Below are 19,535 nucleotides of genomic sequence, written 5' to 3' on the forward strand. Positions count from 1 at the left end.
GAGGTCAGCCTGTCACGCGTGCCAGTCGAGCGGGACCCGCCTGGTGCGATCCCAGGGCCGCTCCCAGCCCGCGAAGTGCAGCAACCGGTCGATCACCCCGGCCGTGAAGCCCCACACGAGGGCGGATTCGACCAGAAAGGCCGGTCCTGCGTGGCCGCGCGGGTGGACGGCGGTGGCCCGGTTGGCCGGGTCCGTGAGATCCGCCACGGGGACGGTGAAGACCCGGGCGGTCTCCGCCGCGTCCACCGCCCGCACCGGCGTCGGCTCGCGCCACCAGCCCAGGACCGGGGTCACCACGAAGCCGCTCACCGGGATGTAGAGCCGGGGCAGCACGCCGAAGATCTGCACCCCGGCGGGGTCCAGGCCGGTCTCCTCCTCGGCCTCGCGCAGGGCGGCGCGCAGCGGGCCGGTGGTCCGGGGGTCGCCGTCCTCGGGGTCGAGGGCGCCGCCGGGGAAGGAGGGCTGGCCGCCGTGCGAGCGCAGCTGGCTGGCGCGCTCCATCAGCAGCAGCTCGGGCCCGGCCGGGCCCTCGCCGAAGAGGATCAGCACGGCGGACTGGCGCCCGGCGCCGCTCTCGGGCGGCAGGAACCGGCTGAGCTGGAGCGGCTCGATCCGGTCGGCCGCGCGCGCGACGGGGTCGAGCCACTCGGGCAGCCCGGCACGGCTCACGGCAGGGCCCTGGCGGCCGTCGGGGGCGCTCACGCCGCCCTGAGCGCCCGCGCCGCTCCCGTACGCCCTGCTGGGGTCACTCGTCTTGCTGGTGTCACTCGCGTGCGTCATAGGCACCCCCGTCGTCCACCGGTCACAACGTCCGGGGCGGTCGCGTTCGTTCCGCCCCGGCCCTCGCGTTCGTTCGTCGAGCTCCTCCGCTCCTGTGCCGCGATCCGTCAGCCGGCCTCCAGCGGCGGGGCCGGGAGCCCCGGGTAGTCCGGGGGCGGCGAGAGCCGCTGGCCCGGGAAGCCGCCCTTCTCGTACTTCAGGAGCTTCTTGGCCTTCTCCGGGTCCGTCTCGCCCTCCCCGTACGCCGGGCAGAGCGGGGCGATGGGGCAGGCGCCGCAGGCGGGTCTGCGGGCGTGGCAGATGCGGCGGCCGTGGAAGATGGTCCGGTGCGAGAGCATCGTCCACTCGCTCTTGGGGAAGATCTCGGCGACGACCGCCTCGACCTTGACCGGGTCCTCCTCGTCGGTCCACTTCCAGCGCCGGACCAGTCGGCCGAAGTGCGTGTCGACGGTGATCCCGGGGACTCCGAACGCGTTGCCCAGGACCACGTTCGCCGTCTTGCGGCCCACTCCCGGGAGCTTGACCAGGTCCTCCAGGCGGCCCGGCACGTTGCCGCCGAACTCGTCGCGGAGGGCGGCGGCGAGCCCCATGATCGACTTCGTCTTGGCGCGGAAGAACCCGGTGGGCCGGATCAGCTGCTCGACCGCCTCCGGGTCGGCCGCCGCCAGCTCCTCCGGGGTCGGATACGCGGCGAACAGCGCGGGCGTGGTCTGGTTGACCCGCAGGTCGGTCGTCTGCGCGGACAGGACGGTGGCGACCAGCAGCTCGAAGGGGTTGCGGAAGTCGAGCTCCGGGTGGGCGTACGGATACACCTCCGCCAGCTCCCGGTTGATCCGCCGGGCGCGGCGGACCATGGCGACGTGGGACTCGGGCTTGGCGGGCTTGAGGGCGGCCCTGGCGGGGGCGACGGCCTTCTTGGCGGGCTTCGCGGCTTCGGCGGTCTTCGCGGCCTTCGTGGGCTTGGCGACCGCCTTCTTCGTGGCCTTGGCGGTCTTCGCGGGCTCGGCGACGGCCTTCTTCGCGGCCTTTGCGGGCTCGGCGGGAGCCTTCTCGGCTGCCTTGGCAGGGGCCTTCCTGGCTGCCTTGGCGGCGGGCTCGGCAGGGGCCTCCTTCACGGCGGCCTTCCTGGGCGCGGCCTGCTTACCGACGGCCTGCTTACCGACGGCCTGCTTCCGCGCGGCCTGCTTCCGCGCGGCCTTCACGGGCGCGTCCGGCTTCGCGGGCGCGTCCGGCGCATCCGGCGCGGCCGGTCCGCCCGGCACGCTGGACTCGCCCTGCCCGGCCGGCCCGCCCGGCGCGCCCGACCCGGTCGACGCGCCCGGGCCCGGCTCGGGTGCCGACGCGGCCCGATTGGCCGATTTTGATTCTTTCGCGGCTTTTTTCGGTTTACCCGCGGGCTGTTCGCCCACAGCGGAATCACTGCCTGCGGACACTCGTACGGCCCCCCTGGCCTGCGCTCTCACCGGCGAATTGGACACCCGGCCAGCCTAAAGCCACCCACCGACATCCGCCCCGGCCACAGCGAATCAGCACCCCAATCGGCCCCCTGGCGCACAGTCCGGCATTCGGGTGCGTCATCCTTGTGATTACCCGTGTGATTGATCGCACTGTTTACCCCGTCCGGCAAAATGGGCAGCACGGTCCCCTGTACCGGTCGACAAGGAGAGAACTCGTGGACGACGTTCTGCGGCGCGCCCCGCTCTTCGCGGCGCTCGATGACGAGCAGGCCGCGGAGCTCCGCGCCTCGATGAGTGAGGTGACGCTCGCCCGCGGCGACGCCCTCTTCCACGAGGGCGACCCCGGCGACCGCCTCTACGTGGTCACCGAGGGCAAGGTCAAGCTCCACCGCACTTCCCCCGACGGCCGCGAGAACATGCTGGCGGTCCTCGGCCCCGGCGAGCTCATCGGCGAGCTGTCCCTCTTCGACCCGGGCCCGCGCACCGCCACCGCGACCGCGCTCACCGAGGTCAAGCTGCTGGGCCTGGGCCACGGCGACCTCCAGCCGTGGCTGAACGCCCGGCCCGAGGTGGCCACGGCGCTGCTGCGCGCCGTCGCCCGCCGACTGCGCAAGACCAACGACCAGATGTCCGACCTGGTCTTCTCGGACGTCCCCGGCCGGGTCGCCCGTGCGCTCCTCGACCTGTCGCGCCGCTTCGGCGTGCAGTCGGAGGAGGGCATCCACGTGGTGCACGACCTGACCCAGGAAGAGCTGGCCCAGCTGGTCGGCGCCTCCCGCGAGACGGTCAACAAGGCCCTCGCGGACTTCGCGCAGCGCGGCTGGCTCCGGCTGGAGGCCCGTGCGGTGATCCTGCTGGACGTGGAGCGGCTGGCGAAGCGCTCGCGCTGAGGCGCCCGCGCGCCTTCGTACGCGTACGTACGGGCCCGCTTCCCCTCGGGGAGGCGGGCCCGCCGCGTTGTCGGCCACCGGCCGCAGACCACCGGCTAGATGAGGCCGTGCTCGGTCAGGTACTCCAGCTGGGCGCGTACGGAGAGCTCGGCGGCCGGCCACAGGGAGCGGTCGACGTCCGCGTAGACCCGGGCCACCACCTCGGCTGCCGTGGTGTGGCCGTTCTCCACGGCCGTCTCCACCTGGGCCAGCCGGTGGGCGCGGTGGGCGAGGTAGAACTCGATGGCGCCCTGCGCGTCGTCCAGGACCGGGCCGTGGCCGGGCAGCACGGTGTGGACGCCGTCGTCGACCGCGAGCGAGCGCAGCCGGCGCAGGGAGTCGAGGTAGTCGCCGAGGCGGCCGTCCGGGTGCGCCACCATGGTGGTGCCGCGCCCCAGGACCGTGTCCCCGGTCAGTACGGCCCCGTCGGCGGGCAGATGGAAGCAGAGGGAGTCGGAGGTGTGGCCCGGGGTGGGCACCACCCACATCTCCAGGCCACCGGTCGTGATCACGTCACCGGCGCCCAGCCCCTCGCCGCCCAGGCGCAACGCCGGGTCCAGCGCGCGGACGTGCGTACGCGTCAGCTCGGCGAAGCGGGCCGCGCCCTCGGCGTGGTCGGGGTGGCCGTGGGTGAGCAGGGTGAGGGCGATCCGCTTGCCCATCTCCTCTGCGGTGGCGATGACGTTGCGCAGATGGACCTCGTCGAGGGGGCCCGGGTCGACGACCACCGCCAGGTCGGAGTCGGGCTCGGCGACGATCCAGGTGTTGGTGCCGTCGAGGGTCATCGCGGAGGGGTTGGGCGCGAGGACGTTGACGGTACGGGTCGTGGCGGGGCCGGACAGGACCCCGCCACGGGGCTGGCCGGGGAGGGCCGCGGCTTCGGTCACGCGGGGGCACCTTCCATGGTGGGCGGGAGCGGGAGCGGGCACGGTGGTGGGGTGCCGGTGGTCATGGCGTGTCCTCGACGGTACGTACCCGCTTGGTGAACTCGTCGTGCCCCGGCCAGCTCAGCACGATCTCCCCGTCGTCGCCGAGGGTCGCCCGCGCCAGTACGGGGGTGAGGTCGCGGGCCGCCGCCGCCTCGATCACCTCGGCGGGGGTGGCGTACGGGAGGAGGGCGCGCAGGGTCGAGACGGTCGGGGGCATCATCAGCAGCTCCCCCGCGTCGTACCCGGCGGTGGCGTCGGCGGGCCGGATCCACACGGTCCGGTCGGCCTCGGTGGAGGCGTTGCGGGTGCGCTGGCCCTCGGGGAGCGCGGCGACGAAGAACCAGGTGTCGTACCGCTTGGGCTCGAACTCCGGGGTGATCCAGCGGGCCCAGGCGCCGAGCAGGTCCGAGCGCAGGACCAGGCCGCGGCGCTCCAGGAACTCGGCGAAGGAGAGCGCGCGGGTGACGAGGGCCTGGCGGTCGGCCTCCCAGTCGTCGCCGGTGGTGTCGCCCACGACGCTGTCGGCGTCGGGGCCGGCGAGCAGGACGCCGGCCTCCTCGTACGTCTCCCGGACGGCGGCGCAGACGATGGCCTGGGCGGCGTCGGCGTCCACGCCGAGGCGTGCGGCCCAGGTCTCGCGGGTGGGGCCGGCCCAGCCGATCCGGTGGGCGTCGTCCCTGGGGTCGACGCCGCCGCCGGGGTACGCGTAGGCGCCGCCGGCGAAGGCCATGGTGGTGCGGCGGCGCAGCATGTGCACGGTGAGGCCGTCTTCTCCGGTTCCTCCGGCTCCCCCGGTGTGGGTCCGGAGGAGGAGGACGGTGGCGGCTCTTCGGGGTGGGACGGGGGTGAGGGTGCCGGTGGCCAGGGCGTGGATGCGGGCCGGCCATTCCGGGGGGTACCACTGTCCGTTGGGCATGGGCGGAGGCTATCTCGCGGCGCGCGCATGTTCGAGTCTGCGCCGCGTCTGTGCGGGCCGGTGTGGGGGGCTGGGGCCCGCGTCCCCGGTTACCGCCTGCGGCGGGCTTTTCCCCACCCCGCCCCTTCCCGAAAGCCCTCTGGCGGGCAGCCGGGAGCTTCGCCCCGGGGGCCGGTTGTTCGTCTGCGGGCCGGTGGCGGGTCGCTCGCGCAGTTCCCCGCGCCCCTGATCGGGCCGGTTGTTCATCTGCGGGCCGGTGGCCGGTTGCTCGCGCAGTTCCCCGCGCCCCTAAAAGATTCGTGGCTGAGCTGAAGTCCCGGGCTGCGGCCGACTACCCAAGGGGCGCGGGGAACTGCGCGACCAGCCCACCACTCACCCGCAGACAAAGTCCGGCCCGATCAGGGGCGCGGCCCGCAGGCGCGAGACGGCCTGGCCGCCCCCGGAGGGTTTGGGGAAGGGGTGGGGAGGGGCAGGCAACGGCCCGGTGGGGTGGCGTCTTTATTTCGGGCAAACGCCCTTCTGCCTCCCTTCTCACCCCGTCCTCAGACCCCTCTCATCCAGCCCCGCGAAGGTGATGCACATGACCTTCCCCGAGCAGCAGCCGAACCAGCCGCAGCCGCAGCCGTACCCGCAGGGCGCGGGGAGCTACCCGCCGCCGCCCGCGTACGAGCCGGGGCCCGGGCCCACCCGCCGCCGGGCCCGCCGCCCCGTCGGCCTCCTCGCCGCCGTCGCGATCGCCGCCGCGGCCGTGGGGGGCGGGACCGCCACGCTCGTGGAGCGGTGGGCGGGGAACGACAGCAGCGCCAGTGCGCCCGGCGTCGCGGGGACGAACGCCTCCCGGAGCACCAGCGGCACCGTCTCCGGCGTCGCCAAGGCCGTCTCCCCCAGCATCGTGGAGATCAGCGCGACCTCCACCTCGGGAGAGTCCACCGGGTCGGGCGTGATCATCACCTCCGGCGGCGAGATCGTCACCAACAACCACGTCATCGCCGGCGCCGACCAGGTCAAAGTGCGGACCAGCGACGGCAAGACGTACACCGCGAGCGTCGTCGGCACCGACCCGGGCAAGGACCTCGCCCTCATCAAGGTGCAGGGCGCCGGCGGGCTCAAGGCCGCCAGTCTCGGCAACTCCGACAACCTCAGCGTCGGCGACCAGGTCGTCGCCATCGGCTCCCCCGAGGGCCTGACCGGCACCGTCACCAGCGGCATCATCTCCGCCCTCAACAGGGACGTCACCGTCCCCAAGGAGCAAGGGCAGGGGCAGGGGCAGGACGGCCGTGGGCGTGGCGGGTGGCCCTTCGAGTTCGGGGGGCAGCAGTTCAACGGGGACACCGGGTCCTCCAAGACCACGTACAAGGCCATCCAGACCGACGCCTCCCTCAACCCGGGCAACTCCGGCGGCGCCCTGATCGACATGAACGGCAACATCGTCGGCATCAACTCGGCGATGTACAGCCCCAGTTCCGCGGGCGCCCAGTCCTCCTCGGCGGCGGGCAGCGTCGGGCTCGGGTTCGCCATCCCGGTGAACACCGTCAAGGCCGACCTCGCCTCCCTCCGCGCCGGCGGCGAGAGCGGCGGCGGCAACGGCGGCGACGGCGGCGGGAACAGCAGCGCGAGCTGATCCCGCATGCGACGCTGGACAACGGCCGCAGCCACAGCCGCACCCGACCCGGACCCCGCCGGGCCACACCCCGAGGAAGACCCGAGACCGATGAGCCCCGCAGCCGCCGAGGACGACACCCAGCGCATCCTGATCGTCGACGACGAGCCCGCCGTCCGTGAGGCGCTCCAGCGCAGCCTCGCCTTCGAGGGGTACGGGACGGAGGTCGCCGTCGACGGGCTGGACGCGCTGGCCAAGGCGGAGGCGTACCGGCCCGACCTGATCGTCCTGGACATCCAGATGCCCCGGATGGACGGGCTCACCGCCGCCCGGCGGCTGCGCGCCGCCGGGTCCACCACCCCGGTGCTCATGCTCACCGCGCGCGACACCGTCGGCGACCGCGTCACCGGCCTCGACGCGGGCGCGGACGACTACCTGGTCAAGCCGTTCGAGCTGGACGAGCTGTTCGCCCGCATCCGCGCGCTGCTGCGCCGCAGCTCGTACGCGGGACCGGCGGGCGGCGACCGGCACGACGACAACGTGCTGACCTTCGGCGATCTGCGGATGGACCTGGCGACCCGCGAGGTGACCCGGGGCGAGCGGGTGGTGGAGCTGACCCGTACCGAGTTCACGCTCCTGGAGATGTTCCTGGCCCATCCCCGCCAGGTGCTCACCCGCGAGCAGATCCTCAAGGCGGTCTGGGGCTTCGACTTCGAGCCGTCGTCCAACTCCCTCGATGTGTACGTGATGTATCTGCGCCGCAAGACCGAGGCGGGCGGCGAGCCCCGCGTGGTCCACACCGTGCGCGGAGTGGGGTACGCCCTGCGCTCGGGCGGCGCGGAGTGAGCAGAGCCCTGCGGTGGTTCCGTGAGCTGCCGCTCCGGTCCCGGCTCGCGCTGCTCGTCGCCACGGCGGTGACGGTGGCCGTGGCCGCGATGGCCGCCGCCTGCTGGTTCATCACCCAGGGCGTGCTGACCAGCCAGCTCGACAACCGCCTGCGCAACCAGGCGGCGAGCTCGGCCAGCGAGGAGTACGCCAACGTACTGATCCAGACGTGCCAGAGCCCCGACCCCAAGCCGATCCGGCTGCCGGGCAACACCCCGCTGACCCAGCTGGTCTTCCCGGACGGCACGGTGTGCGCCAACCCCAGGTCCGCCCACCTCCGGGTGGAGCGCTCGGACGTGGAGGTCGCCGCCGGACTGCGCGACGACGCCCTGCACACCACGACGGACGGCGCCGGGGTCGAGCGCCGCGTCTACACCAAGGCGGCCCGCGTCACCGGCCCCGTCCAGCAGAGCCGGGTCGCCGTCTCCATCGCGGTGCCGATGTCCGATGTGACCACGCCGCTCAACAAGCTGGCGATCGTCCTGCTGATCGTCTCCGGCATAGGGGTGTTCGGCGCCGGAGCCGCCGGTCTGTGGGTCGCGCGCACGGGTCTGCGTCCGGTGGACCGGCTCACCGGCACGGTCGAGCACGTGGCCCGCACCGAGGACCTCACCGTCCGTATCCCGGCCGAGGGCGAGGACGAGATCGCCCGGCTCTCGCGGTCCTTCAACGCGATGACGGCGGCGCTGGCCTCCTCCCGCGACCGCCAGTCGCAGCTGATCGCCGACGCGGGCCACGAGCTGCGCACCCCGCTCACCTCGCTGCGTACCAACATCGAGCTGCTGGCGAGGAGCGAGGAGACCGGCCGGGCCATCCCGGCCGCCGACCGCAAGGCGCTGATGGCCTCCGTCAAGGCCCAGATGACCGAGCTCGCCTCGCTGATCGGCGACCTCCAGGAGCTGTCCCGGCCCGACGCGGTCCGCGCGGGGCCGCTGGAGGTCGTCGCCTTCCACGACATCGCCCGGCTCGCGCTCGACCGCGCCCGGCTGCGCGGGCCCGAGCTGGACATCAGGGCGCAGCTGGCGCCCTGGTACGTACGGGCCGAGCCCGCGTCCCTGGAGCGCGCCGTCGTCAACGTGCTGGACAACGCGGTGAAGTTCAGCCCGCCGCACGGCACCGTCGAGGTCACCCTCGACCGGGGCACCCTGACCGTGCGCGACCAGGGCCCCGGCATCCCCGCCGACGAACTCCCGCACGTCTTCGAGCGGTTCTGGCGCTCCCCCTCGGCCCGTTCGCTGCCGGGCTCGGGCCTCGGCCTGTCGATCGTGGCCCGTACGGTCCAGCACGCGGGCGGCACGGTCACGCTGGGCGCGGCGGGGGACGGCGGCGGGACGGTCGCCACGATCCGGCTGCCGGGGGCGCCCACTCCGCCGCCGGACGCGCCGCTGGCGTAACGAGGAGTGGGGGGCCGGAATCCTCCGGCGCCCCACTCACGTACGACAAGGGGCGGCTACTCGCCCGCCGCCTTGCCCACGACCGTGATCCGGCCGCCCGCCGGCGTCGCCAGCGGGGCCGAGGCCGAGGAGTTCGCGGCCAGGTAGGCGTTGAAGACGTCCAGGTCGGAGGCGCCGACCAGCTTGTTCTTGCCCTGGCCGAGCGCCGCGAAGCCGTCGCCGCCGCCCGCGAGGAACTCGTTCATGGCGACCCGGTAGGTCTTCGCCGGGTCGAGGGCGACACCGTTCAGCTTGACCGTGTCGACGAGCACGCGGTCCGCGCCCGTCTTGGTCATGTCGAGGGTGTAGCTGAAGCCCTTGGAGACCTGGAGGATCTTCGGGGAGGCCGCGTTGCCGCCGCTGACCTGCTGCTGGAGGCCCTGGATGATCTGGGCGCCGGTCAGGTCGACCACGTTCATCATGTTGGTGAACGGCTGGACGGTGAACGCCTCGCCGTAGGTCACGACCCCGTCGCCCTCGCTGCCGCTCGCCTTGTAGACGAGGTCGGAGCGGATGCCGCCGGGGTTCATGAAGGCGAGCTGGGCGCCGCCCTTGTCGGCCGGGGAGAGCCCGGCGAGCTGCGCGTCCGCGATCAGGTCGCCCAGCGGCTTCTCGGGCAGCTCGGAGCCGCGGCCGTTGATGTCGGCGGCGATGTAGCCCTGGGGGCGGCCCGCGATCGGGGCGGCCAGCTTGTTCCAGCGGGCGATCAGGTCGGTGATGTCCTGCGCCTTGGCCTGGTCCCGCCTGACGATGTGGTTCACCGACTTCGGCGACTTCACGGCGGTCCGGACGATGTCCTTGGTCCGCTTGTCGTAGGTGAGCGTGGTCTCGGTGAAGAGCTTGCCGTAGGAGGCCGCCGAGGTGACCATGCGCGGGTTGCCCGCCGGGTCCGGGATCGTGCAGGTGTAGGCCTGGTGGGTGTGGCCGGTGACCAGCGCGTCGACCTTGGGCGTGATGCCCTTGGCGATGTCCACGATCGGGCCGGACAGACCGCTGCCGGGACCCGCCGAGTCGCAGTCGTAGTTGTACGCGTTGGTGGCGGGCAGCCCGCCCTCGTGGATCAGGGCGACGATGGACTTCACGCCCTGCCGGTCGAGCTCCTTGGCGTACTTGTTGATCGTCTCGATCTCGTCGTGGAACTTCAGGCCCTTGACGCCCGAGGCGGTCACGACGTTCGGGGTGCCCTCCAGGGTCACGCCGATGAAGCCGATCTTGACGCCGTTCTTCTTCCACACGGTGTACGGCTTGAGGATCGGCCTGCCGGTCTTCTCGCTGGTCACGTTGGCGGCCAGATACGGGAAGCCGGCGCCCGGGAACTTCCTGCCCTTCTCGTAGCAGCCCTCGACCGGGTGGCAGCCGCCGTTCTGCATCCGGGCCAGCTCGACCGCGCCCTCGTCGAACTCGTGGTTGCCCACGGCCGTGACATCCAGGTCGATCTTGTTGAGCGCCTCGATGGTCGGCTCGTCGTGGAAGAGGCCGGAGAGCAGCGGGCTGGCGCCGATCATGTCGCCGCCGGCGGCGGTGATCGAGTACGGGTGGCCCTGGCGCGCGGTGCGCAGCGAGGACGCCAGGTACTCGACGCCGCCGGCCGGTATGGACTTCACGGTGCCGTCGGGCTGCTTCTCGTTCACGGCTCCGGCGGAGCCGGCCGGCGGCTCCAGGTTGCCGTGCAGGTCGTTGAAGGAGAGAAGCTGCACGTCCACCGTCCGCGAGGGCTTCGGGTGCCCGTGGCCGTGGCCGTGGTCGTGGGCGGCGGCGGACGGCATCGCCGCGACGAGCGCGCCGAGCGTGGTGAGCCCGGCGGCGGCCGCCAGGACCCGGCGGCCCGCGCGGCCGCCGTGGTTCTTGGGTGTCGCTGTCATCTCTCCCCTAAGGATTCAGCTGGTGGTGGAGCGGGTGTGCGCGCAGAGTGCGCCGAGGTGGTCGTGCGGTGGCCGAAACACGATGGTCGTCCGCCGCGAGCGGAAGCCTAGGGTCAACGCGCGTAGCGCGACAGGGGGGTGGGGGTTACGGGATGGTTGCCGTTTGTCGGTACGTCAGGTTTTGCCCCCGGCCGCCGTACGCTCGTACCCATGACGACTGACCCCGCCGTGCCCGGCCCCTCCGGACGTGAGATCCAGACCCTCGACGAGCTGACCCACCCCCAGGCCCAGGAGGTCCTCGCGCTGCTCGCCGAGGCCGCCGGGGCCGACGGGCAGCAGGCCGTGTCCGAGCAGGGCCGGCTCCAGCTGCGGGGCGGCCGGCGGCCCGGGATCCGTCACTTCCTGCTCACGGTCACCACGGCCGAGGGGTCCGAGCTGATCGGATACGCGCAGCTGGAGGACACCGACCCCATCGAGGCACCGGCCGCCGAGCTCGTCATCCACCCCGCCCACCGCGGGCGCGGCCACGGCCGGGCGCTCGGCTCGGCGCTGCTCGGCGCCTCCGGCAAGCGGCTGCGGGTGTGGGCGCACGGCGGCCACTCCGCCGCCCGCCACCTCGCCCAGGTCCTCGGCCTCACCCTGTTCCGCGAACTGCGCCAGATGCGGCGGCCGTTGGGCCCGAACGACATCGCCGAGCCGGTGTACCCGCCGGGCGTGGACGTACGGACCTTCGTGCCCGGCGAGGACGACGCGGCCTGGCTGGCCGTGAACGCGGCGGCCTTCGCCCACCACCCCGAGCAGGGCGCACTCACCCAGCGCGACCTCGACGACCGCAAGGCCGAGCCCTGGTTCGACCCGAAGGGCTTCTTCCTCGCCGAGCGCGAGGGCCGGATCGTGGGCTTCCACTGGACGAAGGTGCACGCGGCCGAGAGGATCGGGGAGGTGTACGTGGTGGGCGTCCGCCCCGACGCCCAGGGCGGGGGCCTCGGCAAGGCGCTCACCGCGACGGGCCTGCGGCATCTCGCCGCCGAGGGGGTGCCGGTGGCCATGCTGTACGTGGACGCCGACAACACGGCGGCGGTGGCGGTGTATGAACGACTGGGGTTCAGCACGCATGAGGTGGATCTGATGTACCGGACCGAATCCTGAGCCGGTGCCGTCTCCGGGGTGCGGGTCGTACTGGGCTGGTCGCGCAGTTCCCCGCGCCCCTGTAGGGCGCCCGGCACCGCCGGGCTGGACCTGACATCCACGTCAGGCCTCGGATTCCCGCACGTCATGTCCTCGTTACCGCGCATTCAGACACGCTTGCGACGCTCACTCAATGCAGCCCGAGGTGCCACCCTCCCGGAACGGGACCGCCGCCCGCCCCACGGCGCTCACGCCTGCCCGCTCCGACGTGCTCTCCGACGCGCCTGAGAGCGGCCGGGCGCGGAAGAATGGGTTCATGAGCCAGCAGCCCAGCGCCGAGGTCCACCTCCAGCCCGCCGCCCAGCCGTCGGTCGGCTCCATAGCCGCCCACCGGCCGCACACCCTCGCGGCCGCCGTCTCCGACCTGGAGCCGGACATCGACGCGGATCTGGACGGGTACGAGGGGTACGAGCGCGACCGCGAGGACGCGCCCGGGGGCGACGAGCTGCCCTCGGGGCGCTTCCTGGACCGCGAGCGCAGCTGGCTCGCCTTCAACGAGCGCGTCCTGGAGCTCGCCGAGGACCCGGGCACCCCCCTCCTCGAACGGGCTAACTTCCTGGCGATCTTCGCCTCCAACCTGGACGAGTTCTTCATGGTCCGGGTGGCCGGTCTGAAGCGCCGTATCGCCACCGGCGTGGCCACCCGGTCCGCCTCCGGGCTCCAGCCCCGCGAGGTCCTCGACCTGATCTGGACCCGCTCGCGCGAGCTCATGGCCCGGCACGCGGCCTGCTACCAGCAGGACGTGGCCCCGGCGCTCGCCGACGAGAACATCCATCTGATCCGCTGGCCCGATCTGACCGAGAAGGAGCAGGCGCGGCTCTTCACGCTCTTCCGCCAGCAGATCTTCCCGGTGCTCACCCCGCTGGCCGTGGACCCCGCGCACCCCTTCCCGTACATCTCGGGGCTCTCGCTCAACCTCGCCGTGGTCGTGCGCAACCCGGTCAGCGGCCACCGCCACTTCGCCCGGGTCAAGGTGCCGCCGCTGCTCTCGCGGTTCCTGGAGGCCTCGCCGCAGCGGTACGTGCCGCTCGAGGACGTCATCGCGGCCCACCTCGAAGAGCTCTTCCCGGGCATGGAGGTGCTCGCCCACCACATGTTCCGGGTGACCCGGAACGAGGACCTGGAGGTGGAGGAGGACGACGCCGAGAACCTCCTCCAGGCGCTGGAGAAGGAGCTCATGCGGCGCCGCTTCGGGCCGCCGGTGCGCCTGGAGGTCGAGGAGTCGATCGACCCGTACGTGCTGGACCTGCTGGTGCGCGAGCTGAAGATCAGCGACGCCGAGGTGTACCCGCTGCCGGGCCCGCTCGACCTCACCGGCCTCTTCGGCATCGCGGCGCTCGACCGGCCGGAGCTGAAGTTCCCCAAGTTCGTGGCCGGAACCCATCGCGACCTCGCCGAGGTCGAGTCGGCCTCCGCGCCGGACATCTTCGCCGCGCTGCGCGAGCGCGACGTGCTGCTCCACCACCCGTACGACTCGTTCTCCACCTCGGTGCAGGCGTTCCTGGAGCAGGCGGCCGCCGACCCGGACGTGCTCGCCATCAAGCAGACCCTGTACCGCACTTCGGGCGACTCGCCGATCGTGGACGCGCTGATAGACGCCGCCGAGTCCGGCAAGCAGGTGCTGGTGCTGGTCGAGATCAAGGCGCGGTTCGACGAGCAGGCCAACATCAAGTGGGCCCGCAAGCTGGAGGAGTCGGGCTGCCATGTGGTGTACGGCCTGGTCGGCCTGAAGACGCACTGCAAGCTGTCGCTGGTGGTGCGCCAGGAGGGCGACACCCTGCGCCGCTACTCGCACGTCGGCACCGGCAACTACCACCCCAAGACGGCCCGGCTCTACGAGGACCTGGGGCTGCTCACCGCCGACCCGCAGGTCGGCGCCGACCTCTCGGACCTCTTCAACCGGCTGTCCGGCTACTCGCGCCGCGAGACCTACCGCCGCCTCCTCGTCGCGCCCAAGTCCCTCCGGGACGGCCTGGTCTCGCGCATCAACAAGGAGACGGCCCACCACCGCGCCGGGCGGCCCGCCTACGTCCGCATCAAGGTCAACTCGATGGTCGACGAGGCCGTGATCGACGCCTGCTACCGGGCCTCGCAGGCCGGTGTGCCGGTCGACATCTGGGTACGCGGCATCTGTGCGGCGCGGCCCGGTGTCACCGGGCTCTCCGAGAACATCCGGGTGCGGTCGATACTGGGGCGCTTCCTGGAGCACTCCCGGGTCTTCGCGTTCGGCAACGGCGGCGAGCCCGAGGTGTGGCTGGGCAGCGCCGACATGATGCACCGCAATCTGGACCGCCGCATCGAGGCACTGGTCCGGGTCACCGACCCGGCCCACCGCGCGGCTCTCACCCGGCTCCTGGAGACCGGTATGTCGGACACCACCTCCTCCTGGCACCTGGGCCCGGACGGCGAGTGGACCCGGCACGCCGCCGACGCCGACGGACAGCCGCTGCGCCACGTACAGGAGATGCTGATAGACGCCCGGAGGCGCCGGCGTGCTACGCCCTGAGAAGATCCCGGGACCGGAGACCGCCGGGGCCGTGCTGTCCCCCTATCTCCACGCGCGGGCGGGGGAGTTCCTGCGCAGCCTCCGCCTGCACCGCGAGGCGGGGCCCGACAACGACGGCGCCGAGGAGGCCGCTCGCGCGCTGCGGCGCGCCGCCCGCCGCATCAGCGGCACGCTGCACACCTTCCGCCCGCTGCTCGACCCGGCCTGGTCCGAGCCGCTGCGTACGGAACTGGCCTGGCTCTCCGCCACGTTGGCCGGGGAGCACGCCTGCGCGGCCCGGCTCGCCCGGCTGCTCGACGGCCTCCAGCGGCTGTCGGGCACCCCGCAGGTGCCGCTGCCGCGCGGCGAGTCGGCGGCCGGGGCGCTGGCGGTGGGCGCGGCCCGGGCGGGCGCGCTGCTCGACCGCCAGCTGACGCTGGCCCGCACCCGGGCGCACTCGGCGGCCCTCCAGGCGCTGGGCTCGTCCCGGTTCCACGCGGTGGCCGACGCGGTGGCGCTGCTCGCCAGCGAGGTGCCGCTGTCCGGCTCGGCGGCGGCCTACGCGGTGGAGGTGCTGCCGCCGGCCGCCCAGCTCGCCGAGCAGCGCCTGGCGGAGGCGGTGGCCGCGCTGCCGCTGGCCCGCGCGGCCCATCCGTACAACGCGGAGGCGCTGGTGCAGTCCGGCGAGGCGCAGGACGCCCCCTGGCACCAGGTGCGGCTGCTGCTGCGGCTGCACCGGTACGCCCAGGAGGTGCTGCGCACCCCTGTGCCGTACGAGGACGACGAGCGGCTCTCGCGGGCCGGGCTCGCGCTGGACCGGCACCGGGACGCCTCGGAGGCGGCCGCGGCGGCCGCCGCCGCGGCCCGCACCCCGAGGATCGCCCCGGCGACCGCGTACGCCCTGGGGGTGCTCCACGCCGACCAGCGCCACGAGGTGGAGGCGGCCCGGTTCGCCTTCCAGCAGGTCTGGCAGCCGATGGCGGCGGTGAGCGCGCCGGTGACGGCGCCGTGAACCGCGACGGGCTGGTCCTCGCGGCGGGCTGCGTGCTGTGGCGCCGCTCGCCGTGGGGCGACGGCGGGCTGGAGATCTGTCTGGTGCACCGGCCGAAGTACGACGACTGGTCGCATCCCAAGGGCAAGCTCAAGCGGGGCGAGGAGCCGCTCGCGGGGGCGCTGCGGGAGGTCCTGGAGGAGACCGGGCACACCTGTGTGCCCGGCGCCCGGCTGCCCACGGCGCACTACATCGACGTCCAGGGCCGCCCCAAGGTGGTCGACTACTGGGCCGCCGAGGCCGGCGAGGGCCGCTTCGTGCCGGGCGACGAGGTGGACCGGGTGCTCTGGCTGGCCCCGGCGGCCGCCCGCCACCGGCTCACCGAGCCGCGCGACCGACAGCTGGTCGACGCGCTGCTGAACGCCCTGTTCCGGGCGTGAGGGATCCGTCCGACCCGTCCCACCAGGGCCGGAGCGGGTCGGCGCCGGGTGCTGTTCACCTGCCGGGAGCGGCTGAACACGAACCGGTAACGGTCGCCACCGCACTGTCCGCCACGGTTCACCTCCCGTTCACTCTCCTCCGTCGGCGGCTTCACCTCTTCTGCCTAATTTCGGCCTTACACGGTGTGAGGCGACCCGCCCGACCGGACACCTCTTCGCACGCCGCCGTACAACGGACGGACACCGGCGGCTCCTGGAAGGAACACCCGAAAGTGAAGCTTCAGCGCAAGAACCGGCTCCGCGCCACCGCCCTCGGCGTCATCGCCGTGTCCAGCGCCCTGGCCCTCACGGCGTGCGGCAGCGACGACAACGACAAGGGTTCGAGCTCCACGGGCGGCACCGGCAAGACGAGCGCGGCCTCGAACATCAAGTGCGACGGCGCCAAGGGCCAGCTGCTGGCCTCCGGTTCCTCCGCGCAGAAGAACGCCATGGACCTGTGGGTCAAGAACTACATGGCGGCCTGCAAGGGCGTCGAGATCAACTACAAGTCCTCCTCGTCCGGTGAGGGCATCATCGCCTTCAACCAGTCGCAGGTCGGCTTCGCGGGCTCGGACTCGCCGCTGAAGCCGGAGGAGGTCGCCAACTCCAAGAAGGTCTGCGCGGGCGGCGGCCAGGGCATCAACCTCCCGATGGTCGGCGGCCCGATCGCGATCGGCTACCACCTGGAGGGTGTCGACAGCCTGGTCCTGGACGCCCCGACGATCGCCAAGATCTTCAACGGCAAGATCAAGAACTGGAACGACGAGGCCATCGCCAAGCTGAACTCGGGCGCCAAGCTCCCGGACAAGGCGATCCAGGCGTTCCACCGCTCGCAGGACTCCGGCACCACCCAGAACCTCGGCAAGTACCTCGGCGCCACCGCCAAGGCCGACTGGCCCTACCCGGCCGAGAAGAAGTGGCCGGCCCCGGGCGGCCAGGCCGCCGCCGGCTCCTCGGACGTCGCCGCGCAGGTCAAGCAGACGGACGGCGCGATCGGCTACTTCGAGCTCTCCTACGCCACCGCGCAGTCCATCAAGACCGTGGACATCAACACGGGCGCCGCCGCCCCGGTCAAGGCCACCTCGGAGAACGCCTCCAAGGCGATCGCCGCCGCCAAGATCAAGGGCACCGGCAAGGACCTGGCCCTCGGCCTGGACTACACCACCAAGGCCGACGGCGCCTACCCGCTGGTCCTCGTCACGTACGAGATCGCCTGCGACAAGGGCAACAAGGCCGACACCCTCGGCACGGTCAAGTCCTTCCTGACCTACACCTCGGGCGACGAGGGCCAGAAGATCCTGTCGGACGCCGGCTACGCGCCGATCCCGGCCGAGATCAACGCCAAGGTCCGCGAGACGGTCGCGGGTCTTCAGTAACACCCCGTCGGGCCGACGGCCGACCGGTGGACCGGTCGTCCGAAGGCCCCTGGGGCGGGGGTCCCGATCCGGCCCCCGCCCCCACCATCCGGTGCACCGCCGCCAGGGGACCCCTGCCGTCCCCGCCCACAGACCGGAAAGATCGATGGCTTCCATAACCACGAACACCCCGCCGCCACCGGCGGCACCCGCCCTGCGCCGCAAGTCCACCGGACGCGCGGGCGACAAGGTCTTCCTCGGCCTCTCCCGGGGATCCGGTGTCTTCCTGCTCGTCCTGATGGCGTCGATCGCCGTCTTCCTGAGCGTCCGCGCGGGCATGGCCATCTCGAAGGACGAGGGCAACTTCCTCACCACCTTCGACTGGAACCCCGCCGGGGACAAGCCGGTCTTCGGCATCGCCGTCCTGCTCTTCGGCACGGTCGCCAGCTCGATCATCGCGATGGTCATCGCGGTCCCGGTCGCTGTCGGCATCGCCCTGTTCATCTCGCACTACGCGCCGCGCAAGCTGGCCGCGCCGCTGGCCTACGTGGTGGACCTGCTCGCCGCGATCCCCTCGATCATCTACGGCATCTGGGGCGCCATCGTCCTCGTGCCGTACCTGGAGGGTCTGAACTCCTGGCTCGACGAGTACCTCGGCTGGACCTACGTCTTCGAGAAGACCGAGGTCGGCGTCGCCCGCTCGCTGTTCACCGTGGGCATCCTGCTCGCGATCATGATCCTGCCGATCGTGACCAGCGTGAGCCGCGAGGTCTTCCTCCAGGTCCCGCGGATGAACGAGGAGGCCGCCCTGGCGCTCGGCGCCACCCGCTGGGAGGTCATCCGGCTGTCGGTGCTGCCGTTCGGCCGCTCCGGCATCATCTCCGCCTCCATGCTGGGTCTGGGCCGCGCGCTCGGCGAGACGATGGCCGTCGCCACGGTCCTCTCCCCGAGCTATCTGATCTCCCTCCACCTGCTCAACCCCGGCGGCGGCACCTTCGCCCAGAACATCGCGGCGAAGTTCGACGAGGCCAACGAGCTCGGGCGGGACGCCCTGATCGCCTCCGGCCTGGTGCTCTTCGTCCTCACCCTGCTGGTCAACGGCGCGGCCCGCCTGATCATCGCGCGCCGCAAGGAGTACTCGGGGGCGAACGCCTGATGTCGAACGCAGTAGTGCAGGACACCCGTCCCGCCCCCTCCGCTCCCCGCAAGGGCAGCCTGAGCCGCCGCGGCCTGCCCCGCTGGGCCACCGCCGCCTTCGGCGCCGCCGGCCTCGCGCTCGGCTGCGGCACCGGCCTCGTCTTCGGCCTCGACAGCAAGGTCCAGTGGGGCCTGCTCTCCGCGCTCCTGTTCGTGCTCGTCTCGTACGTGGTCACCGCGGCCGTCGAGAACAAGCGCCAGGCCAAGGACCGCGTCGCCACCTCGCTGGTCTGGGTCTGCTTCCTCCTCGCGCTGGTCCCGCTGCTCTCCCTGCTCTGGACGACGATCAAGCGCGGCACCAAGGTCCTCGACGGGGACTTCATGACCCACTCGATGGCCGGTGTCCCCGGCTTCGAGAAGGGCGGCGGCGTCTACCACGCGCTGATCGGCACCCTGGAGCAGGTCGGCATCGCCACCCTGATCTCCGCCCCGATCGGGCTGCTGACCGCGGTCTACCTGGTGGAGTACGGCAAGGGCGCGCTCGCCAAGGCCGTGACGTTCTTCGTCGACGTGATGACCGGCATCCCCTCCATCGTGGCGGGCCTGTTCATCCTCACCCTGATGCTGATGTTCGAGCTCAAGCCCTCCGGCTTCATGGGCTCGCTGGCGCTGGCGATCCTGATGATGCCGGTCGTGGTGCGCTCCACCGAGGAGATGCTCAAGCTCGTCCCGAACGAGCTGCGCGAGGCCTCGCTGGCCCTCGGTGTGCCGAAGTGGCGCACCATTTTGAAGGTGGTCCTGCCGACCGCGATCGGCGGCATCACCACGGGCGTCATGCTCGCCATCGCCCGTATCGCCGGTGAGACCGCGCCGATCATGCTGCTCGTCTTCGGCAGCCAGCTGATCAACACCAACCCCTTCGACGGCGCCCAGTCCTCGCTCCCCTTCTACATCTGGGAGCAGTTCCGGGTCGGCAGCGACGCGTCGTACGACCGCGCGTGGGCCGGTGCCCTGGTGCTGATCGCCTTCGTCATGATCCTCAATCTGGTGGCCCGCGGCATCGCCCGCTGGAAGGCCCCGAAGACCGGCCGCTGACGCGACCAACGAAA

General features: G+C 72.4%; 16 protein-coding genes. 11 read left to right on the plus strand and 5 right to left on the minus strand.

Annotated features, from left to right (window positions below; all coding sequences use genetic code 11):
• Positions 1-12: 12 nt before the first annotated feature.
• Both ABD236_RS26010 and nth read right to left on the minus strand, forming a co-directional pair.
• Positions 13-780 (minus strand): NUDIX hydrolase, encoded by a 768-nt coding sequence (locus tag ABD236_RS26010; RefSeq protein ID WP_344077445.1) that lies wholly within the window; start codon positions 778-780, stop codon positions 13-15.
• Between the two features lie 107 nt (positions 781-887).
• Positions 888-1,895: an endonuclease III gene (nth, locus tag ABD236_RS26015; protein WP_344077533.1), complete on the minus strand. Its 1,008-nt coding sequence runs from the start codon at positions 1,893-1,895 to the stop codon at positions 888-890.
• Positions 1,896-2,452: 557 nt separating this feature from the next.
• Between nth and ABD236_RS26020 the strand changes: the two genes are divergently transcribed.
• Complete coding sequence (locus tag ABD236_RS26020; protein ID WP_017947815.1) at positions 2,453-3,127, plus strand: Crp/Fnr family transcriptional regulator; 675 nt, start codon at positions 2,453-2,455, stop codon at positions 3,125-3,127.
• Positions 3,128-3,222: 95 nt separating this feature from the next.
• Here the strand turns inward: ABD236_RS26020 and ABD236_RS26025 are convergent, their stop codons facing one another.
• Entirely contained in the window at positions 3,223-4,053 is an 831-nt protein-coding gene (locus ABD236_RS26025; protein WP_344077448.1) for an MBL fold metallo-hydrolase, read from the minus strand.
• 61 nt (positions 4,054-4,114) lie between these two features.
• A complete protein-coding gene (locus ABD236_RS26030; RefSeq protein WP_344077450.1) occupies positions 4,115-5,011 on the minus strand; it encodes an NUDIX hydrolase in 897 nt (298 codons plus the stop codon).
• A 580-nt stretch (positions 5,012-5,591) separates the two neighbouring features.
• Between ABD236_RS26030 and ABD236_RS26035 the strand changes: the two genes are divergently transcribed.
• From ABD236_RS26035 to ABD236_RS26045, 3 genes are all read left to right on the plus strand, one after another.
• Positions 5,592-6,632, plus strand: coding sequence for a S1C family serine protease (locus ABD236_RS26035; RefSeq protein ID WP_344077452.1), 1,041 nt, complete (start codon positions 5,592-5,594; stop codon positions 6,630-6,632).
• 90 nt (positions 6,633-6,722) lie between these two features.
• A complete protein-coding gene (locus ABD236_RS26040; protein ID WP_344077454.1) occupies positions 6,723-7,457 on the plus strand; it encodes a response regulator transcription factor in 735 nt (244 codons plus the stop codon).
• Positions 7,454-8,890, plus strand: a complete 1,437-nt coding sequence (locus ABD236_RS26045) for a sensor histidine kinase (RefSeq protein ID WP_344077456.1) — start codon at positions 7,454-7,456, stop codon at positions 8,888-8,890. Before ABD236_RS26040 ends, ABD236_RS26045 begins: the two co-directional genes overlap by 4 nt.
• Before the next feature lie 56 nt (positions 8,891-8,946).
• Here ABD236_RS26045 and ABD236_RS26050 read toward each other — a convergent pair whose 3' ends face one another.
• Positions 8,947-10,791: a bifunctional metallophosphatase/5'-nucleotidase gene (locus ABD236_RS26050; RefSeq protein ID WP_344077458.1), complete on the minus strand. Its 1,845-nt coding sequence runs from the start codon at positions 10,789-10,791 to the stop codon at positions 8,947-8,949.
• 210 nt (positions 10,792-11,001) lie between these two features.
• On the opposite strand from ABD236_RS26050, the gene mshD reads away from it, so the two are divergent.
• From mshD to pstA, 7 genes are all read left to right on the plus strand, one after another.
• Positions 11,002-11,940: a mycothiol synthase gene (gene mshD, locus ABD236_RS26055; protein WP_344077460.1), complete on the plus strand. Its 939-nt coding sequence runs from the start codon at positions 11,002-11,004 to the stop codon at positions 11,938-11,940.
• A gap of 295 nt (positions 11,941-12,235) precedes the next feature.
• A complete protein-coding gene (locus tag ABD236_RS26060; protein ID WP_344077462.1) occupies positions 12,236-14,485 on the plus strand; it encodes an RNA degradosome polyphosphate kinase in 2,250 nt (749 codons plus the stop codon).
• Complete coding sequence (locus tag ABD236_RS26065; protein ID WP_344077464.1) at positions 14,472-15,476, plus strand: CHAD domain-containing protein; 1,005 nt, start codon at positions 14,472-14,474, stop codon at positions 15,474-15,476. The genes ABD236_RS26060 and ABD236_RS26065 overlap by 14 nt, the downstream gene beginning before the upstream one ends.
• Complete coding sequence (locus ABD236_RS26070) at positions 15,473-15,895, plus strand: NUDIX hydrolase (protein WP_344077466.1); 423 nt, start codon at positions 15,473-15,475, stop codon at positions 15,893-15,895. Before ABD236_RS26065 ends, ABD236_RS26070 begins: the two co-directional genes overlap by 4 nt.
• 272 nt (positions 15,896-16,167) lie before the next feature.
• Complete coding sequence (pstS, locus tag ABD236_RS26075) at positions 16,168-17,310, plus strand: phosphate ABC transporter substrate-binding protein PstS (protein WP_344077468.1); 1,143 nt, start codon at positions 16,168-16,170, stop codon at positions 17,308-17,310.
• Positions 17,311-17,455: 145 nt separating this feature from the next.
• Positions 17,456-18,445: a phosphate ABC transporter permease subunit PstC gene (pstC, locus tag ABD236_RS26080; RefSeq protein WP_344077470.1), complete on the plus strand. Its 990-nt coding sequence runs from the start codon at positions 17,456-17,458 to the stop codon at positions 18,443-18,445.
• Positions 18,445-19,521, plus strand: a complete 1,077-nt coding sequence (gene pstA / locus ABD236_RS26085; protein ID WP_344077472.1) for a phosphate ABC transporter permease PstA — start codon at positions 18,445-18,447, stop codon at positions 19,519-19,521. The genes pstC and pstA overlap by 1 nt, the downstream gene beginning before the upstream one ends.
• Positions 19,522-19,535 lie beyond the last annotated feature (14 nt).

This window comes from Streptomyces crystallinus (assembly GCF_039521265.1).
Taxonomy (GTDB): Bacteria; Actinomycetota; Actinomycetes; order Streptomycetales; family Streptomycetaceae; genus Streptomyces; species Streptomyces crystallinus.